Raw genomic sequence first — 26965 nt, 5'->3', positions numbered from 1 at the left:
TACTTATTCTAAGAACTTTATTTCTCAAATAATACATAGAATAGGTCTGCCACAAAGGCAATCGTGACACCCTATTTATATAGTCTGTGCCTGCCCCTATATAGAAACGCACTTAGACTCGCGGGACCAGAAGGCACGCTTTTGAACGAGAAAAGACTTAAGGCCGCGCTCATAACCGGGGCTGCGAAGAGAATAGGCCGGGCGATAGTCGAGGATTTGGCGGGAAACGGCTTTTCCGTTGCCATTCATGCCAATAGCTCGATCGACGAGGCGGAGGCGGTTGCGGCGAAATTGCGGCAAGAAGGCAAATACGCCGTCGCAGTGAAAGGCGACCTCACGAAAATAAACGAGACGGAAGCCCTGATAAAAAGGGCCGCAGACCTGCTTGGTCCCATCGATCTGCTCGTCAACAATGCCTCGATCTTCCGCGAAGATTCGGTGCGAAAGATGGATGCAGGTGTCTGGGACGAGCATTTCGCCGTGCATGTCCGGGCGCCTTCGATCCTCGCCGCCCAATTCGCCGCCCAGCTACCGGAAACGTCCACTGGCCTCATTGTCAATGTCATCGACCAGCGCGTCTGGGCGCTGCGGCCGAGCTTCTATTCCTACACCTTGTCGAAGTCGGCGCTTTGGACCGCAACGCAGACGATGGCGCAGGCGCTTGCTCCGAAGATCCGGGTCAACGCCATCGGGCCTGGCCCCTCGATTCCAAGCGAACGGCAGTTGCAGGAAGACTTCCAAGCGCAGGTCGCAGCCCTTATCTTGAAGCAAGGACCTGCGTTGGAGGAATTCGGACGAACGATTCGTTTTCTGTTCGAGACGCCTTCGATCACGGGGCAGATGATTGCACTCGACGGCGGCCAGCATCTCGCGTGGCAGACGCCGGATGTGCTGGAGATCAAGGAATGAATGCCAAGAAGCTGCCCGATGGCGGTGTTCTTTATGATGAAACCGATGAAAACGAAGACGATGTCGAGGTGGAAAGCGACCTTTCCGCCTCGCCGCTTCCGGCTGCGATCGACTGGAATGAAGGCGGCGGCAACGAGAGCGGGCTTGCCGGCGCCGAACTGATCGGCGAATTCGTCAAGCGGCTGCCGAACAGCCCCGGCGTCTACCGCATGTTCAATGCCGATGGCGACGTGCTCTATGTCGGCAAGGCGCGCAGCCTCAAGAAGCGCGTCGGCAACTATGCGACGGGCCGGGTTCATTCCAACCGCATCGCGCAGATGGTCCGCCTGACCTCGCATATGGAATTCGTGACGACACGCACGGAGACCGAGGCGCTGCTTCTGGAAGCGAATCTGATCAAGCGCTTGCGGCCGCGCTTTAACGTGCTTTTGCGCGACGACAAGTCGTTTCCCTATATCCTCATCACCGGCGATCATCGCGCCCCGTCGATCTTCAAGCATCGCGGCGCCCGCGCCCGCAAGGGCGATTATTTCGGTCCCTTCGCTTCGGCCGGCGCAGTCGGCCGCACGATCAATTCGCTGCAGCGCGCCTTTCTGATCCGCACCTGCACTGACAGCGTTTTCGAGACGCGCACGCGCCCCTGCCTGCTCTATCAAATCAAACGCTGTTCTGGCCCCTGCACCCGGGAGATCAGCGACGAAGGCTATGCGCAACTGGTGCAGGAGGCGAAGGATTTCCTTTCCGGAAAAAGCCAGAAGGTGAAGGCGCATATGGCGGAGGAAATGAACGCCGCCGCCGAAGACCTCGATTTCGAGCGTGCGGCGATCTATCGCGATCGCCTCGCCGCGCTGTCGCATGTCCAGAGCCATCAGGGCATCAATCCGGCAGGCGTCGAGGAGGCGGATGTCTTCGCGATCCACCACGAGGGCGGGATTTCCTGCATCCAGGTCTTCTTCTTTCGCACCGGCCAGAACTGGGGCAATCGCGCCTATTTCCCAAAGGCCGACCCGCAGCTTTCGGGCGCCGAGGTTCTGAATGCCTTCCTCGCGCAGTTCTATGACGACAAGCCGGTGCCGAAGCAGATCATGCTGTCGGAAACAGTCGAGGAAATGGAGCTGCTAGCGGCAGCGCTCGGCGAAAAGACCGGACACAAGGTTTCGATCCTGGTGCCGCAGCGCGGCGAAAAGCGCGATTTAGTCGACCATGTCGTTGCCAATGCCCGCGAGGCCCATGGCCGCAAGCTCGCCGAGACCGCTTCGCAATCGCGCCTGCTCGAGGGCTTCAAGGAAACATTCGGTCTACCCTATGCGCCGCAGCGGATCGAGATCTACGACAACTCGCATATCATGGGCACGAATGCGGTGGGCGGCATGGTCGTGGCGGGGCCAGAAGGCTTCGTGAAGAGCCAGTACCGCAAGTTCAACATCAAATCGACCGACATCACGCCCGGAGACGACTTCGGCATGATGCGCGAGGTGATGACCCGGCGCTTCTCGCGGCTGATCAAGGAGGAAGGCATTCCGGACCGGGCGCAGACGGTATTAAGCACTGAGGCCGCCGATCTGCCTTTCCCTGCCTGGCCGGACGTGATCCTGATCGACGGTGGCCAGGGTCAGATGACGGCGGTGCGCGCCATCCTCGAGGAACTCGCCATCACGGACAGCGTCATTGCCATCGGCGTTGCCAAGGGCGTCGACCGCGATGCGGGGCGCGAGCGTTTCTTCCCGCCGGGACGCGAAAGCTTCACACTGCCGCCACGCGATCCCGTGCTCTATTTCATCCAGCGCATGCGGGACGAAGCGCACCGTTTCGCCATCGGCTCTCATCGCGCGCGACGCAAGAAGGAGATGGTGAAGAACCCGCTCGACGAGATCGGCGGCATCGGCCCGTCGCGCAAGCGGGCGCTGCTGCAGCATTTCGGCACCGCAAAGGCCGTTTCGCGAGCAGCGCTTTCCGATCTCATGGAAGTCGACGGCATTTCCGAAACGGTCGCAAAGCAGGTCTATAACCATTTTCACGACGATGCCGCGAAATAGGCGGCTACGGTCGCAAATTCCACGCAAAGGCGGCAGAAAAAAAGAAAGAATGTTGACGGCCTGCGGTCAAACCCGTCATCTACAAGCACATAAATTCAGAGAACGGTTTCATGGCATCGCGCGCGTATAATATTCCCAATTTGCTGACCTACGGCCGCATTCTCGCGGTACCGCTGATCGTCCTGTGCTTCTTTGTCGAGGGACGACTTGCGATCAGCAACACGGCGCGATGGGTGGCCCTTTGGATATTCATCATCGCTTCTCTCACCGATTTTTTGGACGGCTATCTGGCGCGCATCTGGAACCAGACTTCGAATATCGGCCGCATGCTCGACCCGATCGCCGACAAGCTGCTGGTCGCCTCGATCCTGCTTCTGGTTGCCGCGGATCAGACAATCGCCGGCTGGTCGATCTGGGCGGCAATCACCATCCTCTGCCGCGAAATCCTCGTTTCGGGACTGCGGGAATATCTCGCCGCCCTCAAAGTCAGCGTTCCCGTCACACGGATCGCCAAATGGAAAACGACGCTGCAACTGGTGGCTATCGCGTTCCTGCTTGCCGGTCCCGCGGGCGACGAGATTTTTCCCTATACCACGCAGATCGGCATCGGCCTGCTTTGGATCGCGGCCATTTTGACCATATATACCGGCTATGACTATTTCCGCGCCGGCTTGAAGCATATCGTGGATGACGAAGAATGACGCGTCTCGTCTATTTTGCCTGGGTGCGGGAACGGATCGGCAAGAGCGAGGAAGACATCGCCCTTCCCGCCTCCGTCGTCACCGTTGCCGATCTTCTCGGTCACTTGAAGACCCTGGGCGAGGAATACGAGACGGCGCTCCAATACGAAAACGTCATCCGCGTTGCGCTCGATCAGGAACACGCCGAACACGACGAACCGATCGGCAATGCCCGGGAAATCGGGATTTTTCCGCCGATGACGGGCGGGTGACGGATGACGGACGCACGCTCGCGTTTCCGAGAAGACGAATGGAAACACTGCCTATAGAGACGGCTGCCCCGCGCTTGTCCGTCATTCCTGTGCTTGTCACCGGAATCGAGCCACGGCGCGTCTACGCCGTGAATGACTCTCTTTCTCTTGCAAGAACTTCTTTCGCGGCCAAGGCGTCGGGCGCACCGGCTCCCTGTGAAAAGCACAGCGATGAGGGAATGCGTTTTGAGGTCATTGCACATCAGCAAAGGGGAAGCATATCGTGAGCCCAGCCCCCACCATCCGCGTCCAGCGCGAAGATTTCGACCTGCAGACTGAAGTCGACCGGCTGAAAAAGGCGGCGCCCGGCATTGGAGCGATCGTGACATTCTCCGGCCTCTGCCGCGACGAAGGCGGCATATTGGCAGCGCTGGAACTGGAACATTATCCGGGCATGGCGGAGGCGGAGATGACGCGCATCGCCGAGTTGGCGATCGAGCGTTTCGGCCTGCTTGGGCTCACCGCCATCCACCGCTTCGGAAAAATCGCAGCAAGGGAAAATATCGTCCTGGTGATTGCCGCCGCGCCGCACAGGCAGGCGGCATTCGACGGCGCGAACTTCGTCATGGATTATCTGAAGACCTCCGCGCCCTTCTGGAAGAAGGAACATGGCACGGATGGCTCGGCAGGCGATTGGGTCTCTGCCAAGGACGCAGACGACGCTGCGCGCGATAAGTGGAAGTAGTCACGGAATGGCGCGCTCGCGCCGGCTCAGCACCAGCAGGAAGACGAGCAGCGAGAAGATGACGAAATCCCGCCAGAGGAACGGGCCGTAGGCGGTCCAGAGGGTTTCGGCAAAACCGATCCCTGCTGCACCGCCTGCGGATTTCAGCGGATCGGAATAGCCGCCGGCAGCGGCGATCATCAGCACCTTGAGGCCGAAGAGCAGCCCCGCACCGAAATCCATTGAACCGTAATAGAAGGTCGTTAGGATGCCGCAGCAGGTGGCGATGAAGACGGCGGCCACATAGGCAGCGAGGAACACGCGGATTGCGCTGACGCCGCAGAGTTCAGCGGCGAGCGGATCGTCCGTCACTGCGCGCCAGACGCGACCCCAGGCGCTGCGTCGGAGCACCAGGCCGCCGACCCCGATCAGCGCACACATGAGCCCGGTATTGATAAGCTGGATATAAGTCAGCGTCACCTTGAAGGATGCGTCGCTCCAGAAAACGACGGTGCGGTTGAGGAAGGGCGAGAGCCAGAGCTCCCTTGTATCGGAGGCCAACCGCGCCGTCTCCATGAGCAGGATGGTCACGCCGAGGGCTGCGACGATGACCGTGTTCGGTGAGCGTCGCACGAGCGGCTGCATGACGGAGCGGCCGATCCAGAAGCCGGCGCCGAGCGAATAGGTGAAAGACATGACGGCGCCGATCGCCAGCGATGCGGGCAGGACCAGCCAGAGGCGGTTATAGGCGAAATCGGTGAACAGCAGCAGCATCTGTCCCGCGAAAGCGAAGACCGCACCATAGGTGATATCGGCGCGCTTGGTGACGCCGAAGGCAAGCGCATAGCCAAAGGCAAGCGCCGCGTAGAGCGCTGCCAACGGCACCGCGTTTGCCAGCTGCTGCAAAAGATAACCCATCAGGAAACTCCGGATCCTCTGCAAATAATAACTGGCAAACCCTATTTTACCAGTTATATTTTCTCTATGAACTTTGCCTGGACCGCACATCGTTTTTCTGGTGGCGCGCTGGCGCTGGATGTCGCCAACAGCGTCATTCTGCGTCATGATATAGCGCGCAGCATCGACCGCTTTGCGGCGGATGAACAGTTCACGAGCTTTCCGCACGCGGCGGCGGAATTCTGCGCCGAGCGTGCCCTTTTCAGGGACGTTTTGCCGGTGGCGCCAGAAGACAAGTCGAACTTCATCGCGCTGCGCGAGGCGACGGACCGCTATTTCCGGCAACGGGTTTTGACAGGCAATGACGATCTACTCCTCGCGGACCTGCTTGGGAAACTTGCCGGAACCCTTAGCAATGCCAAGCCCAATGGGCTCGACGCCGCGACCGCGCATTCGGTGCTTCGCCTGATCGCGATGCCTGATCCGGAGCGCTTGAAGATATGCCGCAATTGCGGCTGGCTGTTCGTAGACCGCAGCAAGAATAAAAGCCGTGCCTGGTGCGACATGGGGGTCTGCGGCAACCGCGCCAAGGCAAGCCGGCACTACCGCCGGAAGAAAGGGGACGCGATATGAAGATCAAGGTTATCATCGCGCTGGCGCTGAGCGCCGCGCTGCTCGCCGGCTGCCAGCGCGAGATGGAGAAGTTGGTCGAAGTGAGCGGCCATATTTTCGTGTTCAACTATCGCGTCGCAAGCGCGACCTACCTCGTCACGTTGAAGAAGACCGCAGCCATTCCGGATGGCGCAGTGGCGATCGCGGAATTCGAGAACCCGGCCGGCGGCGACCCAATCGTGCTCACCGAGAAGATCTATCCGGCCTGGGACAAGATCACCCTGCAGAGCCCAAAAGTACACTGCATCCGCAAGGATAGACCTTATTCCGTGAAAATCCGTCTCGTCGATGCCGAGGGCGCAACGCTGCAGGAGTTGAAGACACAACTGGTCTCGGACGTCGATCAATCGATCCTGCCGAGCAAGCCGCTCGTCGTTGGGCCGCTCTATACGCAGAACCCGGATGTCTTCAAGCCGGACGGAACGACGGACTTTAGCAATACAGACAAATGCCCTGCCGCATAACGAAAAAGCCGGAGCGAAGCCTCGGCTTTCAGAGTCATTTCAAAGGCTTCAGCCTCCCGGCTGAAATTCCGATTCAGCCGACGATTTCGGTGTCGGAGAACCAGTATTTGATTTCCTGCGCAGCCGTTTCCGGAGCGTCGGAGCCGTGAACGGAGTTTTCGCCGATCGAAAGGGCGTGCACCTTGCGGATCGTGCCTTCGTCAGCGTTTGCCGGGTTCGTCGCACCCATGATTTCGCGGTTCTTGAGGATTGCGTTTTCGCCTTCGAGAACCTGAACGACGGTCGGGCCGGAGGTCATGGTGTCGACGAGTTCGCCGAAGAACGGACGCTCCTTGTGAACGGCGTAGAAGCCTTCAGCTTCACGCTTGCTCATCCAGACGCGCTTGGAAGCAACGACGCGCAGGCCGGCATCTTCCAGCATCTTGGTGATAGCGCCCGTGAGGTTGCGCTTCGTTGCGTCCGGCTTGATCATCGAAAAGGTGCGTTCAATCGCCATTGGGTCAAATCCTCTGGTTTAGCGGGAAAAGTGGGCGGTCTTTACCCGCCCCTAGCCCCGAAAACAAGGGGGACGCGGCAATTTCACGCCGCTGTCATAGTGCGGCCCCTGCCTTCATGCAGATCAAGGCAGCGCTCGAACCAACTCAGATGCGGGCCGCGATCAAATCAGGAAATTTCTGGGCGCAATCGTTTCAAGTTACGACGATTCAAGGTTGCATTAACCGAATTTGAGCGTTCCATGATAAACGAGGCAGAGGCGCTGAAATTTCAATACATTTTATAGTATTGACGGCATAGCCTAGCTCAAGCCGCAGCTGGATAGAGCTGACACAGCGAGGGACCGTCATGCAGACTGCAACTAGAAATGCAATGCGGCACACGAGCGCGCCCGCTTTAACCGAAGCCCAGAAGATCGCGCAGCACATGGCGCGGCTGAGCATTCCCGGCCTACCGCGGAACTACGAACTGTTCCACGAAGCGGTCGCTGGTCATAATGCGGCGCTTGCCAGCGACATCGCCGGGCTCGGGCCCCATCCTCAGCAAGCGAAGCTCGACGCACTCGGGCTGCAACATCGCTTGGTCAGCCATTGTGGGATTGCCGCGGAAGCCTCCGGCGGCGAGGCGGGGAAACTCCTGCGCGAAGCCGCGGAACGGCTGTCCGAAGGCATCAGGCAGAAACGTGCCTTTTCGCGCGCCGCGGAGGCCTTTGTGAAATCGATCTCCGGCAATGGCGACCAAGGTCTTGCATCATTCTTGAGCGAGATGGAATTTCTCGCGGAATCGCTCGCGAGCGTGCTTTTGGCCGAAACGGAGCTCGAAGCCAAGCTGCTTGCCGATGTCAAACGGATCGAGACGCTGGAACGCGGGATATCCGCCGTGCAATCGGCATCGGTGACCGATGCGCTGACGGGCCTGCCGAACCGCATCGCGCTGACCAAGGCGATCGGCGAACTTTATGAGCGCGAGGCAGGAGCGGCCAGCAGTGCGCTGATCATGGTCGATATCGACGATTTCAAGCAGCTGAACGAAAAATACGGCGTGCAAGGAAGCAACAAACTCATAAAGAAGCTCGCCGGCCTCTTCCGCAAGTCCATCAAGAAGAATGATCTCGTCGCGCGGACAGAAGGCGACGAGTTCGGCTTCCTGTTTGCCAATGTCGGGATGCGCGACGCGCTGGCAATCGCCGAACGGCTGCGCAATTCGGTGGAAGACAACATGGTCTTCGCAACCTCCGACAAGGGCGATCCTGGCAGGCTCACGATTTCGCTCGGCATCGCGCTGAGTTGCGATGCGGCAACAGCCGCGCAACTACAAGCCAATGCCCGCGCAGCACTTCTTGCAGCCCAGTCCAACCGCCGCCAACCGGTGCAAGCTTTCGGCCGCTAGCATCGGCATGGTCTTGCCTTGATCGCGGCTTTCGGCCAAAACGCCGCGCATGATCACGATTACCGACATTTCTGCCCGCATCGCCGGGCGCCTTCTCCTCGACAATGCCAGCGTGACGCTTCCGGCGGGCACGAAGGCTGGCCTTGTGGGGCGGAACGGCGCGGGCAAATCTACGCTCTTCAGGATCATCACCGGCGATCTCGGCGCAGAAACGGGCTTAGTTTCCATACCGAAGAACGCCCGCATCGGTCAGGTGGCGCAGGAAGCGCCGGGGACGGAAGATTCGCTGATCAAGATCGTGCTTTCCGCCGACAAGGAGCGCGCGGCGCTGCTTGCCGAATCCGAGACCGCGACCGATGCGCACCGGATTGCCGAAATCCAGATGCGCCTTGTCGATATCGATGCGCATTCGGCAGAGGCGCGTGCGGCAAGCATTCTTGCCGGCCTCGGCTTCGACCAGGATGCCCAGCAGCGCCCGGCCTCGGCCTTCTCCGGCGGCTGGCGCATGCGCGTGGCCCTTGCCTCAGTGCTCTTTGCCGAACCCGATCTGCTGCTTCTCGACGAGCCGACGAACTATCTCGACCTCGAAGGTACGCTCTGGCTGGAAGACTATGTGCGGCGCTATCCACACACGGTCATCATCATCAGCCATGACCGCGACCTTCTGAACAATGCCGTCAATTCGATCATCCATCTCGATCAGAAAAAGCTGACCTTCTACCGGGGCGGCTACGACCAGTTCGAGCGGCAGAAGGCGGAAGCCGACGAGTTGCAGACTAAAGCGAAGGCCAAGAACGAGGCCGCGCGCAAACATCTGCAGAGTTTTATCGACCGCTTCAAGGCAAAGGCGTCCAAGGCGCGCCAGGCGCAAAGCCGCGTCAAGGCGCTGGAACGCATGGGCACGGTCGCCGCGGTGATCGAAAATCATGTGCAGCCGATCACATTCCCGGAACCGGAAAAGCAGCCCGCATCGCCGATCGTCGCCATTCAGAGCGGCGCCGTCGGTTACGAACCGGGCAAGCCGATCCTCAAGAACATCAGCCTTCGTATCGACAACGACGACCGCATCGCGCTGCTCGGCTCCAACGGCAACGGCAAGTCGACCTTCGCGAAATTCATCGCCGGCCGGCTTTCAGCCGAAAGCGGCGACATCAAACTCGCACCGAGCCTGAAGATCGGCTTTTTCGCCCAGCACCAACTCGACGATCTCGTCCCCAACGAGTCGCCGGTGGAGCATGTGCGCCGTCTGATGCCCGCAGCGCCCGAGGCCAAGGTCCGCGCCCGCGTGGCGCAGATGGGGCTTTCGACGGAAAAGATGTCGACCGCCGCCAAGGATCTTTCTGGCGGCGAGAAGGCCCGCCTGCTGATGGGGCTTGCCGCATTCCACGCGCCGAACCTTCTCATTCTCGACGAGCCGACCAACCACCTGGACATCGACAGCCGCCGCGCTTTGATAGAAGCGCTTAACGACTACGATGGCGCCGTCATCCTCATCTCGCACGACCGCCATCTCATCGAGGCGACGGTCGACCGTCTCTGGCTGGTCAACAACGGCACGGTTTCGAATTTCGAGGGCGATATGGAGGAATACCGCAACCTCGTCGTCTCTTCGGGCAAAAAAAAAGACGAAAGGCCTGATCTGAGCGAAGAGCCCTCCTCCAAGGCGGATCAGCGCAAGGCGAATGCCGGCAAGCGCGCCTCGCTCGCGCCGCTCAGGAAAAAGATCAACGAAATCGAATCTTTGACGGCGAAGCTGGAGAAACAGATTCAGGAGCTCGATGCGCAGCTTGCCGATCCGACGCTCTACGAAAAGGCGCCGACAAGGGCAAGCGAGAAAGCCAAGCAGCGTGGCGAGGCAGCCGCAAAGCTCGCAGCCGCCGAAGAACAGTGGCTGGAGCTTTCGGCCGAATATGAGGACGCCATGGCAGGCTAGGTGTCGCGCCTTGTCGATCTGCACGTGACAAGGCCGCTTGCCCGGCGGTAACATTCTGATAAAACACCGCCCAATAAATCATACTTTTGAGCGAAACACCGAACGCGAGCTTCAGCCATGTCACCCATCAACCTCGCCATCGTCGGCGTCGGCAAGATCGTCCGCGACCAGCACCTCCCCTCGATCGCAAAGAACCCGGATTTCAAGCTTATCGCGACGGCAAGCCGCCACGGCACCGTCGACGGTATCCAGAGCTTCACAAGCATCGAGGCCATGCTCGACGCCGTGCCTGAGATCGATGCCGTGTCGCTTTGCATGCCGCCGCAATATCGCTACGAGGCAGCCCATAAGGCGCTTTCTGCCGGCAAGCACGTCTTCCTCGAAAAGCCGCCGGGCGCGACCCTGAGCGAGGTCGCCGACCTCGAAGCGCTGGCCGCCGAAAAAGGCGTCTCGCTCTTTGCAAGCTGGCATTCGCGCTATGCGGCTGCGGTCGAGGCCGCGAAGGCCTTCCTCGCCTCGACGAAGATCGAAAGCGTCCACGTCATCTGGAAGGAGGACGTGCGCCACTGGCATCCGAATCAGGACTGGATCTGGCAGGCGGGCGGGCTTGGCGTTTTCGATCCGGGTATCAATGCGCTGTCAATCGTCACCCATATCCTGCCGAAGGCGATCTTCCTGACGAGCGCCACGCTGGAGTTTCCGGAAAACCGCGACGCGCCGATTGCGGCCGACATGCATTTCAAGAATGCCGACGATATTCCGGTTCACGGCGAATTCGACTGGCGCCAAACCGGCAAACAGAGTTGGGACATCATTGCCGAGACGGCAGCCGGCAAGATGGAGCTTGCGGAAGGCGGATCGAAGCTTTCCGTCAACGGCGAGCTGAAATTCTCCGCTCCGGAAGAGGAATATCCGGCGCTCTACCGGCGCTTCGCAGAGATCATCAAGGCAGGCAAGTCGGATGTCGACCTCGCACCGCTACGTCACGTTGCCGACGCCTTCATGCTCGGCAAGCGGAAGTTCGTGGAAGCATTCCACGACTGACCGACGGATCGTCGGCCGGCTGCCAGTGCGACCGTTGAAATGTTAGAGTGGCAAGATCGACCCTCGCCAAGGACGTCCAATACCATGCCGCAGGAGCAAGAGGAATCTTTTGGGTTGGGCGTGCGGCATCTGACCGTCACGCTCGCCGCTCCCGACGCGAGATGGCCGGAAGCCTATGCGCTGGAAGAGGCTAGAATCCGAGGCGCGCTCGGATCTCTGGCGCTCGACATCCAGCATTTCGGCAGCACCGCCATCCCCGCGATCAAAGCAAAACCAATCATCGACATTCTGATCGGCGTCAGACGTTTCGAAGACGGGGCAACCTGTATCGGCCCGATGGAACAGATCGGCTACGATTATGCTGGAGCCGATATCGTGCCCGACGACTACATCTTCGGGCGCGGCATCAAGGGCGAGACGCGCACGCACCTCGCCCATATCGTCGAACATCAGGGTCACAATTGGAAGCGGAACATTCTTTTCCGCGATAGGCTTCGGAGCGATCCCACCCTCGTCCAAGCCTATGAAGAGCTGAAGATCGATCTTGCGCGGAAATATGCCCAAAATCGCGCCGCCTATACCGCGTCGAAAAAGGCTTTCATCGACAAAGTCGTGACGGACGGCGGTCTTGCCTGACCTTGGCGGTCAGGCCTTCTTCTCCCAGCGTCCCTCTGGCGTCTGCTGCCAATAGGTGAGGCTGTGCCCCTCACTCTTCAGCCTCTTCCACTGGGCCCGCGCGGCTTCGAGCTGGTCCTGATCGTATCCGTCGAACATGAAGACAATGCGCTCATAGGTGTCCACCGACGGCGGGTCGGCGCCGTCGACGACGAAACGCACGGTCGCAGCATTGGCGTTTCCGGCCGATGCCGTCAACAGGACGGGCTGGTCTTCGGCGAATTCAGCCTCGTCCGTACCGTGCGGCAAAAAGCTGTCTTCGCGGAAAGTCCACAGATGCGCGTCGAGCGCATCCCTTCGAGCCGTTTCCTTCACCTGGATCGCGACACGCCAGCCGCGCCCGACGCTCTTGTCGACGAGCGGCGGCAGCGCGTCCTCCAGCTTGGATTCGGTCAGATGATAGAACAGGACTTCCGTCATTTGCGCGATCAGGCTTCGTAGTGGTCGCGCACCAGGCGATCCAGCAGGCGGACGCCGAATCCGGAGCCCCAGGACTGGTTGATCTCATCCAGCGGCGAACCCATCGCGGTGCCCGCGATATCGAGGTGCGCCCAGCGGGTGTCCTGCACGAAGCGCTTGAGGAAATGCGCCGCAGTGATCGAACCTGCATAGCGGCCGCCGGTGTTTTTCATGTCGGCGAACTTGCTGTCGATCATCTTGTCGTACTCCTTGCCGAGCGGCATGCGCCAGACCTTCTCGCTTGTGGAGAAGCCGGCCTCCGTCAACTGGCCGGCAAGCGCGTCGTCGTTCGAGAACAAGCCGGCATAGACGCTGCCGAGCGCAACGACGACAGCGCCTGTCAGCGTTGCAAGGTTGACCATGAACTGCGGCTTGAAGCGGTCGTTGCAGTACCAAAGCGCGTCGCAGAGCACGAGACGGCCCTCGGCATCGGTGTTGATAACCTCGATCGTCTGGCCGGACATCGAGGTGACGATATCACCCGGGCGTTGGGCATTGCCGTCCGGCATGTTCTCGACAAGGCCGATGATGCCGACCGCGTTGACGGCCGCCTTGCGCGCCGCAAGCACATGCATGAGGCCGGTAACGGCCGCCGCACCGCCCATATCGCCCTTCATGTCTTCCATGCCCGCTGCCGGCTTGATCGAGATGCCGCCTGTATCGAAGACGACGCCCTTGCCGATGAAGGCGACGGGACGCTCCTTGGCCTTTCCGCCCTTCCACTGCATGATGGCAAGGCGTGGCGGACGGACGGAACCCTGGGCGACGCCGAGCAGCGCCCCCATGCCGAGGCGCTTCATCTCGCGCTCCGTCAGGATTTCGACCTCGACACCGAGCTTTTCCAGTTCCTTTGCCTTCGCGGCGAACTCGACGGGGCCAAGTATGTTCGGCGGTTCGTTCACGAGATCGCGCGCCAGGTTGACGCCATCGGCGACAGTTTCGGCATCGGCAAAGGCCTTCCTTGCGCCAGCCGCATCGGCGGTAATGATCGTAACCTTGGCCTTGCCGCTCGCCTTGTCCTCGTCATCGGGCTTCTTCGTCTTGTAGGTGTCGAAGCTGTAACCCCGCAGCAGCATGCCGAGCGCGAAATCGGCCCCGGCCCTGGCATCGACGCCAACGCCTGGCGCGTCGATGAAGACCGTCGCCTTCTCGGCTCCCTTGATCTTCGAGGCAGCCGTACCGCCAGCCTTCAGCCAGTCATGAGCCGTTAGTTCTTCGGCCTTGCCGAGACCAACCACGATGACGCGTTCGGCCGGCGAGCCTTCGGGGGCGACAAGATCAAGCGTACTCACCGGTTTTGCCGAGAATCTCGCAATTTTCGCGGCCCTGGCGATGACATCGGCCGGGTCGGCGATCTCAGCTCCCGCAGCCAAATCGGCGTCGCTTGCCTTCAACAGAATGGTCAGTCCGCCGCCGATCTTGGCCGACTTTGAAAATGAGATATCGAATTTGGCTGCCATGTTTTCTCCATTCGGATTCTACAGAATCCAACTGGCGGTGATAATTTCGGGTTTCAGCGCCGAAAACAAGGCGTGATCGGGAAGCCATGGACAAATCCGCGATACCGAGTCAAAAAGCAGCTGTCCTTGAAATGCGCCGAAAACCACGAGAAGAATGCCCTGACGTGACCGCTAGTCTTGCAGACAAATTATCCGGCTCCCAAGTTCGCTTTCCGCTCAGCGCGGGCGGTACTTTCATCGGCCTCTTCTGCCTGTGGTGGGCGCTGCTTCTGATATTCCATACCTTCCCGCAGGTCGACATCGTAGCGTCGTGGCATTTCTTTCTCGTCGATACTTGCAAAGCCTCGGACGCAGCGGCACAGATTTGCGGACGCTTCCCCTCCCGTCAGACAGCCTTTCTGGATACGCTCAGAACGATTTTCTTTAGGCTGCCGTATGTTGTGGCGGCCGTTCAACTCGCCATGCTGATCGCGTGCTACTGGCATTACGGTGCAACGTTCAACGCGCTTCGGGCCCGAAATCTCAAGATCGCTCTGGCATCGTTGCTGCTCGGACCCGGCCTCATCGCGAACGTCATCCTCAAGGAGCATTGGGGCCGGCCGCGGCCGATCGAGACCCTCAATTTCGGCGGTACCCTCGATTTCGTTCAGGCGGGATCGATTGCCGGAAAGTGCATTTCGAACTGCTCGTTTGTCTCCGGCGAGGCGGCAAGCGCCGGCTGGCTGCTCTGTCTCGTCATGCTGATACCGCAGCCGGCACGAACCGGACTATTCCTGCCGATTCTGGCGATCTCTTTCCTCACGCCGCTGATGCGGCTTTCCTTCGGCGCGCACTACCTTTCCGATATCGTACTCGGCTGGCTATTGGCGATTGTCGTTTTTGCTGGCGTCTATGCGTTTACCGAATTCATCACACCGACCAAAAAATTCTGAATTTTGAATGAAATTTTGACACCTGCTTGTCGCAAAAGCGCAGCAAAGAGCTTAGATGGTTCCTGCTGCGATGCTTCCGCTTCGCACGTGCGTTCAAGGGCAGGCATGAAACTACTTGAAATCTACATATTGCGGCGCGTCGGCCAGATGTTTCTCGTAGCGCTGCTGCCGGTGCTCGCGATCATATGGACGACCCAGGTCCTGCAGCGCATCAACCTGGTCACCGATAGCGGTCAGTCGATCGGCTCGTTCGCCAAGCTTGCGACGCTGATCCTGCCGTCGATCATTCCTGTCGTCTTGCCCTTCGCCCTTGTGATCGGCGTCACGCAGACGCTGACAACGATGAACAACGATTCGGAGCTGACCGTTATCGATGCGGCCGGAGCCAAGCGAAACATCATCATTCGGCCGATCCTGCTGCTTGCGGCTGTCATCAGCGCGTTCTCCTTCTTCGTCGACAATGTCGTCGAGCCGAAGGCAAAGACCGGTGCGCGCCAGATGATTGCGGCGGCCTATGCCGATCTTCTATCCACCGTCATCGAAGAAAAGAACTTCCGCAGGATCGATGAGGGTCTCTATGTGCAGATTTCGGAGCGGCTGGCCGGTCGCGTGCTGAGGGGCCTGTTCGTCGTTGACGAGCGCGATCCTGCCTTCGACATGATCTATTATGCGCGCGAGGGCGCCGTCGACGATACGGGAACATCGCTCATCATGCGCGACGGCGAGGTTCAGCGCAAAGCCCGTGACGGCAACGTCTCGATTATCAAATTCGACTCCTATTCTTTCGATCTCTCCGATCTGACGCAGAACCGCGGACAGGCGACGCTCCGCGCCAGCGACCGCGACCTGGGCTTCCTGCTCAATCCGGATCCGGCCGACAAGGATTACATCGCCAGGCCGCAATCATACCGCGCCGAACTTCACAGACGGCTGACGGACTGGGTTCTGCCTTTCGTTTTGGCGCTGATTTCACTGGCGATCGCCGGTGACGCGCGTTCGCATCGCGAGGCGCGCCTGCACCCGATGGTCACGGCTTTGACCATTTCCTTTGCGCTGCGCTGGGCGTCGTTCTACGCCGCGAACCAGATCGACACCAATCCGTTTTACATCGGCGTGCTCTATGGGATTCCGGTCGTGGCCGGCGTCGCGGCGAGCGGCTTCCTCAACATGCACAAGCGCCTTTCGATTCCGGCCGCCGTGGGCGAACGTGCCGCCGGCATCTGGCACGGGATCGAGCGGCGACTGCCTTCTGCGCTCGGAAAGACGCCCGGAGGCAGCGCATGATCTTCGGCACCTTGGGACGCTATTTCTTCCGCCGCTATCTTGCGATAACGATCTGGTTCTTCCTTGGAATCATCTCGATTGTCTTTCTTATCGATTTCAGCGAGACGGCAGGCCGAATGTCCGGGCTTCCGGGCTATACCGTTGCCGGTGGCCTGTTGATGACGGCCGTCCGACTGCCGCTCATCATCCAGCAGACCGTTCCGTTCATTGCCCTCTTTGTCGGAATGACGGTGCTGATCGGGTTGAACCGCAGGTATGAACTCGTGGTGGCGCGCGCAGCCGGCATCTCGGTATGGCAGTTCATGTCGCCCTTCATCGCCGGTGCCTTCCTGCTCGGCATCCTGACGATGGCGGTCATCAATCCGCTCGCGGCCTGGGGCCAGCGTCAGGCCGCACTGGTGGAGACCGATTGGCGCGGCCAGGAGAAGGCCACAAGCAGTAAACCGCAGGTTCCCTGGCTGCGCCAGATCAGCGGAAAGGACGACGTCATCATCGGCGCTCGTACGATTCAGGAGAACGGAACGCTGCTTATCGATGCCGTTTTGATCCACTTCGATTCGAACGGCCGCGTGATTCTGCGCCAGGATGCAGCTTCCGCAAAATTGGAAGATGGTTACTGGCTCCTTAAGAACGTTACCGAGCGCCGGCCAGGCGAAATCGCGGTCCGCAAGGATACGGTCCAGCTTCGCACCAATTTGAAACAAGACTTCGTCCAGGAGCGCCTGACATCTCCTGAAACCATTGCTTTTTTTGATCTTTCCAATCGAATAGCAATTGCAAAATCCTTCGGTGTTCCGACGAAGGCGCTGGAAACGCAATTTCACTCATTGCTGTCTCAACCACTGCTGCTTGTCGCGATGACTCTCATTGCTGCAACAGTGTCTTTAAAATTTAGCCGGTTCAACCAGTCGAGGTCGGTGATTCTAGGTGGAATCCTTTCGGGCTTCGTGCTTTATGTCGTCAACGTGCTTGTAAAAGCATTTGGAAGCAGCGGAGTCGTGCCGCCTTTCGTGGCGGCGTGGATTCCGGTCGTCGTCGCGCTGGCTCTGGGCGCAACGATTCTGCTTCATCAGGAGGACGGCTAGTGGCGGCAGGCGACCGCAAGACTTTTAGTAAACAGTTGGTTGCCCTGCTCGCAGGGGCGACTCTGCTTGGCTATTCTGGAAGCATTCCTGCTGTGTTCGCGCAGGAGAATTCGACGTTGCAGAAGCTGCAGCCGAAGATCGATCCTGACTCGAAAATGATGCTTTCGGCCAACGAGCTCGTCTACAACAGGGACCAGCAGATCGTCTCCGCAGTCGGGGGCGTCCAGATCAACTATGCGGGCTACAGAATGGTGGCCCAGCGCGTGGAATACAACCAGAAGACGGGCCGCATGATGGCGGTCGGCAATATCGAGCTGATCAGCCCCGACGGCAACCGCATGTATTCCGACAAGCTCGATGTGACCGACGACTTCGCCGAAGGCTTCGTCAATGCGTTGCGTATCGAGACCACGGACAACACACGCATCGCGGCCGAAAGCGGCGAGCGCGTCAACGACAACCTGATGATCCTCAACAAGGGCGTCTACACCGCATGCCTTCCCTGCGCCGAACGGCCGGAACGACCGCCTTTCTGGCAAGTCAAGGCCGAGCGCGTCATTCAGAACGGTGAAAAACATACGATCCGGCTGGAGAAGGCACGCTTCGAGTTGCTCGGCCATCCGATCGCCTTCCTCCCCTGGATCGAGGTCCCGGACCAGACGGTCAAGCGGAAGTCCGGCTTCCTGTTTCCGAGTTTCAGTACGTCGGAGAACCTCGGCTTCGGCGTTACCGTTCCCTACTACTATGTCTTCTCGCCAAGCATGGACCTGACGGTCAGCGGCACCGGCTACACGAATCAGGGCTTCCTGCTCGACGCGGAGTTCCGGCAGCGTTTCGAGAACGGCACGCATACCCTGCGCGTAGCGGGCATCAACCAGATGCAACCGGAGAGCTTCACCGAAGGAACAAGCGACCAAGAGGCCGATGACCGCGGAATGATCGGATCCAAGGCAGAGTTCAAGATCAATCCCCGCTGGGCATTCGGCTGGGATGTCATGGTGCAGAGCGATAATAACTTCTCGCGTACCTACGAACTCAGAGGGTTCAACGAGACAACGCATGTCAACCAAGTCTACTTGACCGGCCTCGGGAAGCGGAATTACTTCGACATCAGATCGTTCTACTTCGACGTTCAGGACTCCGATCCGGATAGCGAGGAAGAAAAGCAGCAGGCGATCGTCTATCCCGTGATAGACTATCATGCCGTGGCTCCGCAGCCGCTGGCCGGCGGCGAACTGTCACTCGACGTCAACTTCACGAATATTTCGCGCACGCATGACAGTTTCTTCGACAATCCGGTAGGTGATGATCGCTTCTCACTGAAGGGGCAGACATCGCGTCTGACCGGGGAACTCGAGTGGAAGCGAACTTTCGTGACGCCGCAGGGCGTACTCATCACGCCTCTCCTCGCCGCGCGCGGCGATGCACTGGCGCTAAATGTGGACGATCCCAACTCCATCAGCGCGACGTCCGTATACGACGGCGACTTCGAAAACGGTGATGGCGCAACGCGCGGGATGATCACCGCCGGCCTGGAAGCGCGCTATCCGATTTTGATGACGACGGCAAACAGCACGCATGTCTTCGAGCCGATTGCCCAAATCTACGCCCGTCCCGATGAGTCTCTGGCGGGCGCCCTGCCCAACGAGGACGCGCAGAGCTTCGTCTTCGACGCGACCTCGCTTTTCGAGCGCGACAAGTACTCGGGTTACGATCGCATCGAGGGCGGCACGCGTGCCAATATCGGCTTCCAGTATACCGGCACCTTCGACAACGGCTACAAACTTCACGGCATTTTCGGCCAGTCCTATCATCTTGCCGGCCAGAACTCGTTCGCCACAGACGATCTCGTGAATGCGGGAGCGAATTCGGGTCTTGAGACCGACCGTTCCGACTATGTCGGGCTGGGCGGCATCGAGACGCCGCAAGGCCTTTCCCTCGCCGCCTCGTACCGTCTGGACGAGAAGGATCTCTCTTTTCGCCGCGGCGATCTGACCGCCGGATTCCAGACCGATACATTCCAGAGCCAGCTTCTTTACACCCATATTTCGCCTCAGCCGGATTACGGGTCCGCCGAAGGCGGTGATGAAATCCAGACCAAGGCAACGGTCAAGTTCAGGGACTACTGGTCCGTCTTCGGCGGCATTGCGTGGGATCTCAACAACGATGTCATCAGCAGGAAGACGCTCGGGCTCTCCTATGAAGACGAATGCACGATCTTCACGATCGCCTATACTTCAAAACGCGATACAAGCGACGAGTCGGCAAGCGACTGGAGCATTGGCGCCAGACTTACGTTCCGCACGCTCGGCGATGTCAACGTCGGATATTCTGACGATATCGAAAAGAATATCTACAATAATTGATTGCGATATTGGACGGCGAAAGAAAGAGAGCCTTTCTTTCGCCGCAACACTATGCAGGACATTGCCGTCAATCGGGTTATGAGGCATAGGAATGTCGCTTGGGGGCGGCTCCGACCTCGGTAAAGCTGTGTTCACGCGCACTTGCTGCCGCAGCGTCTATGGGAAGGATCGACACATGATTGGCGCGAGAAAGACTGTCACGACTCTGTTTGCCGGCGCTGCGTTCTGCATGCTCGCGGCGCTTGTTCAGCCACAAAGTGGTTCCGCATTTGCAGCCAGCGAAGTCAAGGCCGTCGTCAACGGGGTGGCACTGACCACGGGCGATGTCGCAAGGCGCCAGGCTTTCCTGCGTCTCCAGCACCAAAAGGCCGATGCGAAGACGGCGGAAGAATCTCTCGTTGAGGAGACCTTGAAACGTCAGGAAATCTCGCGAGTGCGCATGTCCGTCTCCAAGGATGAAGTCGATGCGTCCTTTGGGCGTTTTGCGTCCGGAAACAAGCTCTCGACCGAGCAGCTTACGCAAATTCTCACTCAGGCCGGGGTCGGGGCCGATCATTTCAAGCAATATATTGCCGTGCAAATGAGCTGGCCGCGCGTCGTCAATGCGCGCTACGGGTCGAGCGCCCGCATGTCGAGCAGCGACCTTGTCAGCCGCATGATGGAAAACAATAAGCAGAAGCCGGTCACGACCGAATATATGCTTCAGCAGATCATCTTCGTGGTGCCGCAATCGAAAAAAGGCATTACGGGCAAGCGCAAGAGCGAGGCGGAGGCCTCCCGTTCGAAATATCCGGGCTGCGAACAGGCAAAGGTTTTTGCAGCAACGATGCGTGACGTTTCGGTCCGCGAACTCGGCCGCGTGCTGGCACCGGAACTTCCGGCCGAATGGAAGCCGTTGATCGAGCAGGCCAAGGGCAATACCACAGCGACCCGCGTGACTGAAAAGGGCGTGGAATATCTTGCAATCTGCAGCCAGCGCGACGTATCCGACGACACGGCCGCTGAGATCGTGTTCCGCCAGGAGGATCTCAACAAGGCCAAGGCTGGCAAGAGCGCGCCGGAAAACGAAAACGCTACCAAATATCTCGAAGAGCTGCGCAAGAAGGCGCAGATCATCTATCGCTGACCGCCGTGGCTACCCCGTTTTCGCGCCCGCTTGCGCTGACGCAAGGCGATCCGGCCGGCATCGGCCCGGACATAACCCTGATGGCCTGGCTGAGGCGGCGTGAGCTCGGCCTGCCGCCCTTCTTTCTGATCGGCGATCCTGACGTGCTGGCGGTAAGAGCACGGCAGCTCGATCTTTCCGTCGCGATAGCCGAAGCGAACGCCGCAACGGCCGCGGATGTCTTTATCAATGCTCTCCCCGTCCTGCCCGTTCCTGCCGGCGTCGAGGTGGCTGCCGGCGAGCCGCATGTCGCAACCGCAACGGGTACGATCGCTGCGATCGAAACGGCCGTATCGCTGGTCTTCAAGGGCGAGGCAGCCGGTGTCGTCACCAATCCCATCGCTAAAGCCATTCTTTACGAGGCCGGCTTCCAGTTTCCGGGCCACACCGAATTCCTTGCCGATCTCGCGAGCCGCGCGACCGGCAATCCTGTCAGGCCGGTTATGATGCTTGCCGGACCGAAGCTGCGGGCGATACCGGTTACCATTCACATCCCGATCAAGGACGTGCCGCAGGCTTTGAGCGGTGAATTGATCGCAGAGACCTGCCGTATCGGGCATTCCGATCTCAGGCACCGCTTCGGCATCGAAAGACCGCGCCTTGCTGTCGCCGGTCTCAATCCGCATGCTGGCGAAAGCGGAACGATGGGGCGCGAGGACGAAGACATCATTCATCCCGCCATACAGCTTCTGCGCTCCGAGGGCATCGACGCGATCGGCCCCCTACCCGCCGATACCATGTTCCACGACGAGGCTCGCGCCCGGTATGATGTCGCGGTCTGCATGTATCACGATCAGGCCCTGATCCCGGTCAAGGCGCTCGGCTTCGACGATTCCGTCAACGTGACGCTCGGCCTGCCTTTCGTGCGGACATCGCCGGATCATGGCACAGCCTTTGGCATTGCCGGCAAGGGCATCGCGCGAGCAAACAGTCTGATTGCCGCCCTCAAGCTTGCAGCCCATCTCAGCCGTCCCGCGGAACACCGCTGATGGCCGCGCTCGATGGTCTGCCGCCGCTTCGCGACGTGATCCAGCGTCACAGCCTCGATGCGCGCAAGGCGCTCGGGCAAAACTTCCTTCTCGACCTCAACCTGACGCAGAAGGTCGCCCGCACGGCAGGATCGCTGGAAGGCTGCACCGTCTTCGAAGTGGGACCTGGACCCGGCGGGCTGACGCGCGCCATCCTGGCGCTGGGTGCGAAGAAGGTGATTGCCGTCGAGCGTGATCCGCGCTGCCTGCCAGCATTGGCGGAAATATCCGCTCATTATCCGGGCAGGCTCGAGGTCATGGGCGGCGATGCGCTGAAGACCGATTTCGAGGCGCTCGCGCCTGAGGGACCCGTCAAGATCATCGCCAATCTTCCGTACAATGTCGGCACGCAATTGCTGGTGAATTGGCTGCTGCCAAAAGAGTGGCCGCCGTTTTGGGAATCCTTGACGCTGATGTTCCAGAAAGAAGTCGGCGAGCGCATCGTCGCCGAACAGGATGACGACCACTATGGCCGCCTCGGCGTACTGTGCGGCTGGCGCGCCGACGCCCGCATGGCTTTCGACGTATCGCCGCAAGCCTTCACGCCGCCGCCGAAGGTGACGTCGACGGTGGTGCATCTGACGCCGAAGGCAAACCCCATCCCCTGCGCCGTCGCCAATCTTGAAAGAGTAACGCATGCGGCCTTCGGTCAGCGGCGCAAGATGCTTCGCCAGAGCCTCAAGCCGCTCGGCGGCGAGAGTCTGCTCAACAAGGTAGGTATAGACTCGCAGCGCCGCGCGGAAACGCTTTCCGTCGAGGAATTCTGCCTGCTTGCTAATTCGCTTTAAAGAACCGGCGTCTCTTCCAGCAGTTTGGTGACGAAATCGTAGATGCCGTGCCGCCGGTCGCGGCGCAGGCGCTCGGCCTTCACGATCGACTGCACGGCGTCGAAGGCAGTATCGAGATCGTCGTTGACGATGACATAGTCATATTCCCGCCAATGGGCGATTTCGGCGCGCGAATTGGCAAGCCGCTGGGCGATGACCTCTTCGGAATCTTCCGCACGGCGGTGAAGCCGTGACTGCAACTCGGTCATCGTAGGCGGCAGCACGAAGATAGATACGACATCTGCCGACATCTTCTCCTGCAGCTGCTGGGCGCCCTGCCAATCAATGTCGAAAAGCATGTCGCGGCCTTCGGCCATCGCTGCTTCCACCGGTTCGCGCGGCGTGCCGTAGAAATTGCCATGCACTTCGGCCCATTCCAACAGCGCATCGGAATCGCGCAGTCGCTCGAATTCGCGGATGCTCTTGAAGTGGTAGTGAATGCCCTCGACCTCGCTCGGGCGCCGCTGGCGGGTCGTCACGCTGACGGAGAGGCCGATCTGGCTATCCTGTGCAAGCAGTGTCCGCGCAATCGTCGACTTTCCCGCACCCGAGGGCGACGAGATGACGAGCATCAGACCGCGGCGAGCGATCGGAACGGGCGAAGCTTTCGCCGGTTTCATGTCCTACTCCAGATTCTGGACCTGTTCGCGGAACTGGTCGATGACGACTTTCAGTTCGATGCCGGCGGCCGTGACCGCCGAGGCATTCGACTTCGAACAGATGGTATTCGATTCGCGGTTAAATTCCTGTGCAAGGAAATCAAGCTTGCGGCCGACCGGACCGCCGCGGCCCAACAGATCCCGTGCGGCCGCGACATGCGCCTTCAGCCGGTCGATTTCTTCGCGCAGGTCGGCCTTCGTCGCAAGAAGAGCCGCCTCCGCATGCAGCCTGTCGCGGTCGAGCGCGCCCGCTCCGTCCATCAGCAAGGCAACCTGCGCCTTGATGCGCGCGGAAATCTCCTGCGGCGTGCGCGACGGGTCGCGTTCGATCCTGTGCGTCAAGTCCTCAATCGTCGAGACATGATTGAGCAGCACGCGAGACAAAGCAGCCCCCTCCTGTTCCCGCATGAGCTTGAGATCGGCAAGTGCAGCCAGCAGGCCCTTGGTGACGTCCGCATCGCGGGCGGCGATTTCTTCTTCGCTGTCCTCCGTCTCGCGAAATTCGACGAGTCCGCGGATGGAAAGCAGCGTATCGAGGGTCAGAGGCGCCGGATCGATAACGCCTGCAAGCTGGTCACGCATTGCAAGCACATTGGCCAGAGCGTCCTGATTGAGAACCGTTTCGAAGCGGTTTTCGGCTGCCGAAACCGAGAGGTTGGCCTGCATGTTGCCGCGGCTGAACTGTTCACCCGTAATGCGGCGAACGTCTGTTTCCATGCGCTCGAGGCCCGGCGGCAGGCGAAGGCGCAGGTCGAGCCCCTTGCCGTTGACCGACCGCAGTTCCCAAGCCCAGCGCCAGCGGCCGCTCGTTCCCTCGCGCCGCGCAAAACCGGTCATGGACTGCAAAGCCATCCGAGCCTCCGAAATTAGTTCGTCTTCTTTTTCTTCTGCTGAGCCGCCGGATCGGCCTGAGCCTCCGGCTGGCCGTCAACCACGATATTCGGATCGGCGCCCTTGTCAGCTTCGAGCTTGCGCCAGCGCTTGACGTTGGCATTGTGCTCTTCGAGCGTCGCCGCAAAAACGTGGCCGCCGGTGCCATCGGCGACGAAATAGAGGTCCGCCGTCTTCCAGGGATTGGCCGCCGCTTCCAGGGCATCACGGCCGGGGTTTGCGATCGGCGTCGGCGGCAGGCCCTTGATCACGTAAGTGTTGTAAGGCGTTTCCTTCTTCAGGTCCGACAGGAAGATCGGCCGGTCGGCAGGCTTGCCGTCACCACCGAAGAGCCCGTAGATGATCGTCGGATCGGACTGAAGCCGCATGCCTTTGGCGAGCCGGTTGAGGAAAACGGATGCGACATGCGCGCGCTCGTCGGGAATGCCAGTCTCCTTCTCGACGATCGAAGCAAGCACCACGAACTCTTCCTTGGATTTCAGCGAGACCGAAGGATCGCGTTTTTCCCAGATCTGGTCGACGAGCTTTTTCTGCTCTGCAGCCATCTGGTCGATGATCTCGGAGCGTTTCGTGCCGCGGGAGAACTTGTAGGTATCGGGGCGCAGGCTGCCTTCGGGCGGCAGCGCCGTCGGCAGCTCGCCTTCGAGGACGGTATCCCCGTTCATGCGGTTGAACATCTGGCGCACCGTCAGGCCCTCCGGGAAGGAGATCGAATAGAGGATCGATTTACCGGACTTCAGCAGTTCCATGATGTCGTTCATGGAAGCTTTCGCCTTGATCTCGTATTCGCCGGCCTTCAGGCTCTCCCCCTCGTTCAGGTACGTCGCCGTGAGATAGCGGAAGATGCGAGCGTCGGAGACAATGTTGTTGCGCTCAAGATTGGTGGCGATTTCCGAAAGGCCCGCGCCGCTGCGCACGATGAAATTGGTGTTCGTCTCCAGCGGACCAGGCTCCTGGTAGCTGGAGATCGCGTAATAGAAGGCGAAGATGCCGGCGGCGCAGGCAAGCACGACCATCGTCATCAGGAAGTTCAGGAAGATGACGACCTGGCTGCGCGCCTTCTTTGAGCGCTTCGGCGGCTCCGGAACGCGTTCCGGGCGCAGCGCTTCATTGGGCGACTTCGGAATGATCGGCCCGTTCTGCGCCGGATGGCCGTTGTGGCCCGCCGCGTCGTTGCTCTGATTCGTATCGCTCACCGGCAATCCTCTAAACTTGGCCCTGTCCGCTGTTTTAAGAAGCAATACGGCAAAAAACAGGTAGGCCACCCTCCCGAAAGGTACTGGCCCGTCCTCCCGTCGTGTCAAAAGCCGCCTTCAGGCAGTATAGCGGCGCAGCACCAGCGATGCATTCGTACCGCCGAATCCGAAGGAATTCGAGAGCGCAACATTGATTTCTCGCTGACGAGCCTTGTGCGGAACAAGATCGATCGCCGTTTCGCGCTCGGGATTATCGAGATTGAGCGTCGGAGGAGCGACATTGTCGCGGATCGCAAGCGTCGCGAAGATCGCCTCGATGGCACCGGCTGCGCCCAGCAGATGGCCGGTCGCCGACTTGGTCGAAGACATCGAAATCTTCGATGCCGCATTGCCGACCAGGCGCTCGACGGCGCCAAGCTCGATCGTATCGGCCATCGTCGACGTGCCGTGCGCGTTGATATAATCGACATCTGCAGCCGTCAGTCCGGCGCGCTTCAGCGCCATGGCCATGCAGCGCTGCGCGCCGTCACCGTCTTCCGCCGGCGCAGTGATGTGGTAGGCGTCGCCCGAGAGGCCGTAGCCGACGATTTCGGCGTAGATCTTCGCGCCACGCGCCTTGGCATGTTCCAGCTCCTCGAGAACGATGATACCGGCACCTTCGCCCATGACGAAGCCGTCGCGGTCGCGATCGTAGGGACGCGATGCTTTCTCAGGATCGGAGTTGTGCTGCGTGGACAGCGCCTTGCAGGCAGCAAAGCCCGCAAGCGAGATGCGGCTGACCGGCGATTCCGTACCGCCTGCGACCATGACATCGGCATCGCCGAGCGCGATCATACGGGCAGCATCGCCGATGGCGTGCGCGCCAGTCGAGCAGGCGGTGACGACCGAGTGGTTCGGCCCCCTAAGCTTGTGGCGGATCGAGACCTGGCCGGATACGAGGTTGATCAGGCGGCCGGGAATAAAGAAGGGCGAAATGCGGCGCGGGCCCTTGTCGCGGAGCGTATAGCCCGCCTCGACGATACCCTCGATGCCGCCGATGCCGGAGCCGATCAGCACGCCGGTCGCGATCTGGTCCTCGTCGTTCTCAGGATGCCAGCCGGCGTCGTCCAGCGCCATGTCGGCAGCGGCCATGCCGTAGATGATGAAGGGATCGACCTTGCGCTGTTCTTTTGGCTCCATCCAGTCATCCTGGTTGAAGGTGCCCTCCGTGCCATCACCAACCGGAATGCGGCAGGCAATCTTGGCAGGGAGATCATCCACCTCGAATTCGGTGACAAGGCGGGCGCCGCTGCGGCCGGCGAGCAACCGCGACCACGTCACTTCAGTTCCGCATCCCAAGGGTGATACCATTCCGGTACCGGTGATGACGACCCGTCTCATCGACAGCTTCCCCGCCTATTCTTTCGCTAAAGCAATGCACAAACAAAAAGGGCGGACTCATGGC

At 60.0% G+C, this 26965-nt stretch carries 25 protein-coding genes and 1 pseudogene; 18 read left to right on the top strand and 8 right to left on the bottom strand.

From position 1 onward, the window contains the following. Positions 1-141 precede the first annotated feature (141 nt). The 5 genes from A3C3_RS0111310 to A3C3_RS0111285 all read left to right on the top strand — a co-directional run bounded on the left by A3C3_RS0111310 (position 142) and on the right by A3C3_RS0111285 (position 4621). Entirely contained in the window at positions 142-909 is a 768-nt protein-coding gene (locus tag A3C3_RS0111310) for an SDR family oxidoreductase (RefSeq protein ID WP_022714718.1), read from the top strand. After that, positions 906-2945 (top strand): excinuclease ABC subunit UvrC, encoded by a 2040-nt coding sequence (uvrC, locus tag A3C3_RS0111305; RefSeq protein WP_022714717.1) that lies wholly within the window; start codon positions 906-908, stop codon positions 2943-2945. Before A3C3_RS0111310 ends, uvrC begins: the two co-directional genes overlap by 4 nt. Before the next feature lie 110 nt (positions 2946-3055). Beyond that, entirely contained in the window at positions 3056-3646 is a 591-nt protein-coding gene (pgsA, locus tag A3C3_RS0111300; protein ID WP_022714716.1) for a CDP-diacylglycerol--glycerol-3-phosphate 3-phosphatidyltransferase, read from the top strand. Next, entirely contained in the window at positions 3643-3897 is a 255-nt protein-coding gene (gene moaD / locus A3C3_RS0111295; RefSeq protein ID WP_022714715.1) for a molybdopterin converting factor subunit 1, read from the top strand. Before pgsA ends, moaD begins: the two co-directional genes overlap by 4 nt. Before the next feature lie 262 nt (positions 3898-4159). Beyond that, the gene (locus tag A3C3_RS0111285) at positions 4160-4621 is read left to right on the top strand and encodes a molybdenum cofactor biosynthesis protein MoaE (protein ID WP_022714713.1); all 462 of its coding nucleotides are present in this window, start codon (positions 4160-4162) and stop codon (positions 4619-4621) included. Here the strand turns inward: A3C3_RS0111285 and A3C3_RS0111280 are convergent, their stop codons facing one another. Further along, positions 4622-5518, bottom strand: a complete 897-nt coding sequence (locus A3C3_RS0111280) for a branched-chain amino acid ABC transporter permease (protein WP_022714712.1) — start codon at positions 5516-5518, stop codon at positions 4622-4624. It abuts the gene before it with no gap. Positions 5519-5584: 66 nt separating this feature from the next. On the opposite strand from A3C3_RS0111280, the gene A3C3_RS0111275 reads away from it, so the two are divergent. Further along, the gene (locus A3C3_RS0111275; protein ID WP_022714711.1) at positions 5585-6130 is read left to right on the top strand and encodes a CGNR zinc finger domain-containing protein; all 546 of its coding nucleotides are present in this window, start codon (positions 5585-5587) and stop codon (positions 6128-6130) included. Continuing rightward, entirely contained in the window at positions 6127-6633 is a 507-nt protein-coding gene (locus A3C3_RS0111270) for a hypothetical protein (protein WP_022714710.1), read from the top strand. Before A3C3_RS0111275 ends, A3C3_RS0111270 begins: the two co-directional genes overlap by 4 nt. Before the next feature lie 73 nt (positions 6634-6706). Here the strand turns inward: A3C3_RS0111270 and ndk are convergent, their stop codons facing one another. Continuing rightward, complete coding sequence (gene ndk / locus A3C3_RS0111265; RefSeq protein ID WP_022714709.1) at positions 6707-7129, bottom strand: nucleoside-diphosphate kinase; 423 nt, start codon at positions 7127-7129, stop codon at positions 6707-6709. A gap of 347 nt (positions 7130-7476) precedes the next feature. Here ndk and A3C3_RS0111260 point away from each other — a divergent pair, with 347 nt between their 5' ends. The 4 genes from A3C3_RS0111260 to A3C3_RS0111245 all read left to right on the top strand — a co-directional run bounded on the left by A3C3_RS0111260 (position 7477) and on the right by A3C3_RS0111245 (position 12130). Continuing rightward, complete coding sequence (locus A3C3_RS0111260; protein WP_022714708.1) at positions 7477-8517, top strand: GGDEF domain-containing protein; 1041 nt, start codon at positions 7477-7479, stop codon at positions 8515-8517. A gap of 49 nt (positions 8518-8566) precedes the next feature. Beyond that, positions 8567-10450: an ABC-F family ATP-binding cassette domain-containing protein gene (locus A3C3_RS0111255; RefSeq protein ID WP_022714707.1), complete on the top strand. Its 1884-nt coding sequence runs from the start codon at positions 8567-8569 to the stop codon at positions 10448-10450. A 117-nt stretch (positions 10451-10567) separates the two neighbouring features. Further along, the gene (locus tag A3C3_RS0111250) at positions 10568-11494 is read left to right on the top strand and encodes a Gfo/Idh/MocA family protein (RefSeq protein WP_022714706.1); all 927 of its coding nucleotides are present in this window, start codon (positions 10568-10570) and stop codon (positions 11492-11494) included. A gap of 84 nt (positions 11495-11578) precedes the next feature. Then, a complete protein-coding gene (locus A3C3_RS0111245; protein ID WP_022714705.1) occupies positions 11579-12130 on the top strand; it encodes a GrpB family protein in 552 nt (183 codons plus the stop codon). Positions 12131-12139: 9 nt separating this feature from the next. Here the strand turns inward: A3C3_RS0111245 and A3C3_RS0111240 are convergent, their stop codons facing one another. Together A3C3_RS0111240 and A3C3_RS0111235 are read right to left on the bottom strand one after the other, a co-directional pair. Then, positions 12140-12589 (bottom strand): DNA polymerase III subunit chi, encoded by a 450-nt coding sequence (locus A3C3_RS0111240; protein WP_022714704.1) that lies wholly within the window; start codon positions 12587-12589, stop codon positions 12140-12142. A gap of 8 nt (positions 12590-12597) precedes the next feature. Further along, on the bottom strand, positions 12598-14088 hold the full coding sequence (locus A3C3_RS0111235; protein ID WP_022714703.1) for a leucyl aminopeptidase: 1491 nt from the start codon (positions 14086-14088) through the stop codon (positions 12598-12600). A gap of 164 nt (positions 14089-14252) precedes the next feature. On the opposite strand from A3C3_RS0111235, the pseudogene A3C3_RS0111230 reads away from it, so the two are divergent. The 7 genes and pseudogenes from A3C3_RS0111230 (at position 14253) to rsmA (ending at position 22736) form a co-directional block, all read left to right on the top strand. After that, a pseudogene (locus tag A3C3_RS0111230) lies at positions 14253-15027 on the top strand (phosphatase PAP2 family protein). Positions 15028-15125: 98 nt separating this feature from the next. After that, a complete protein-coding gene (locus A3C3_RS0111225; RefSeq protein ID WP_022714701.1) occupies positions 15126-16304 on the top strand; it encodes an LptF/LptG family permease in 1179 nt (392 codons plus the stop codon). Beyond that, the gene (lptG, locus tag A3C3_RS0111220) at positions 16301-17389 is read left to right on the top strand and encodes an LPS export ABC transporter permease LptG (protein WP_022714700.1); all 1089 of its coding nucleotides are present in this window, start codon (positions 16301-16303) and stop codon (positions 17387-17389) included. The genes A3C3_RS0111225 and lptG overlap by 4 nt, the downstream gene beginning before the upstream one ends. Continuing rightward, positions 17389-19755 carry an LPS-assembly protein LptD gene (locus A3C3_RS0111215; RefSeq protein ID WP_022714699.1) on the top strand — a complete coding sequence of 789 codons (2367 nt, stop codon included), beginning with the start codon at positions 17389-17391 and terminating at the stop codon, positions 19753-19755. Before lptG ends, A3C3_RS0111215 begins: the two co-directional genes overlap by 1 nt. A gap of 175 nt (positions 19756-19930) precedes the next feature. Beyond that, positions 19931-20881 carry a SurA N-terminal domain-containing protein gene (locus A3C3_RS0111210; RefSeq protein ID WP_022714698.1) on the top strand — a complete coding sequence of 317 codons (951 nt, stop codon included), beginning with the start codon at positions 19931-19933 and terminating at the stop codon, positions 20879-20881. Positions 20882-20886: 5 nt separating this feature from the next. Beyond that, positions 20887-21909 carry a 4-hydroxythreonine-4-phosphate dehydrogenase PdxA gene (gene pdxA, locus A3C3_RS0111205; protein ID WP_022714697.1) on the top strand — a complete coding sequence of 341 codons (1023 nt, stop codon included), beginning with the start codon at positions 20887-20889 and terminating at the stop codon, positions 21907-21909. Continuing rightward, the gene (gene rsmA, locus A3C3_RS0111200) at positions 21909-22736 is read left to right on the top strand and encodes a 16S rRNA (adenine(1518)-N(6)/adenine(1519)-N(6))-dimethyltransferase RsmA (protein WP_022714696.1); all 828 of its coding nucleotides are present in this window, start codon (positions 21909-21911) and stop codon (positions 22734-22736) included. Before pdxA ends, rsmA begins: the two co-directional genes overlap by 1 nt. Here rsmA and gmk read toward each other — a convergent pair. The 4 genes from gmk to fabF form a co-directional block, all read right to left on the bottom strand. Further along, positions 22733-23395 (bottom strand): guanylate kinase, encoded by a 663-nt coding sequence (gmk, locus tag A3C3_RS0111195; protein ID WP_022714695.1) that lies wholly within the window; start codon positions 23393-23395, stop codon positions 22733-22735. The two genes, rsmA and gmk, sit on opposite strands and share 4 nt — an antisense overlap. Before the next feature lie 3 nt (positions 23396-23398). Beyond that, on the bottom strand, positions 23399-24286 hold the full coding sequence (locus A3C3_RS0111190; protein ID WP_022714694.1) for a YicC/YloC family endoribonuclease: 888 nt from the start codon (positions 24284-24286) through the stop codon (positions 23399-23401). A 14-nt stretch (positions 24287-24300) separates the two neighbouring features. Next, positions 24301-25521 carry an endolytic transglycosylase MltG gene (mltG, locus tag A3C3_RS0111185; protein WP_028739570.1) on the bottom strand — a complete coding sequence of 407 codons (1221 nt, stop codon included), beginning with the start codon at positions 25519-25521 and terminating at the stop codon, positions 24301-24303. Between the two features lie 117 nt (positions 25522-25638). Further along, on the bottom strand, positions 25639-26901 hold the full coding sequence (gene fabF / locus A3C3_RS0111180) for a beta-ketoacyl-ACP synthase II (protein ID WP_022714692.1): 1263 nt from the start codon (positions 26899-26901) through the stop codon (positions 25639-25641). Between the last annotated feature and the right edge of the window lie 64 nt (positions 26902-26965).

It is taken from the genome of Rhizobium mongolense USDA 1844 (assembly GCF_000419765.1).
Lineage (GTDB): Bacteria > Pseudomonadota > Alphaproteobacteria > Rhizobiales > Rhizobiaceae > Rhizobium > Rhizobium mongolense.
This window is presented reverse-complemented; position numbering and strand designations above follow the sequence as displayed.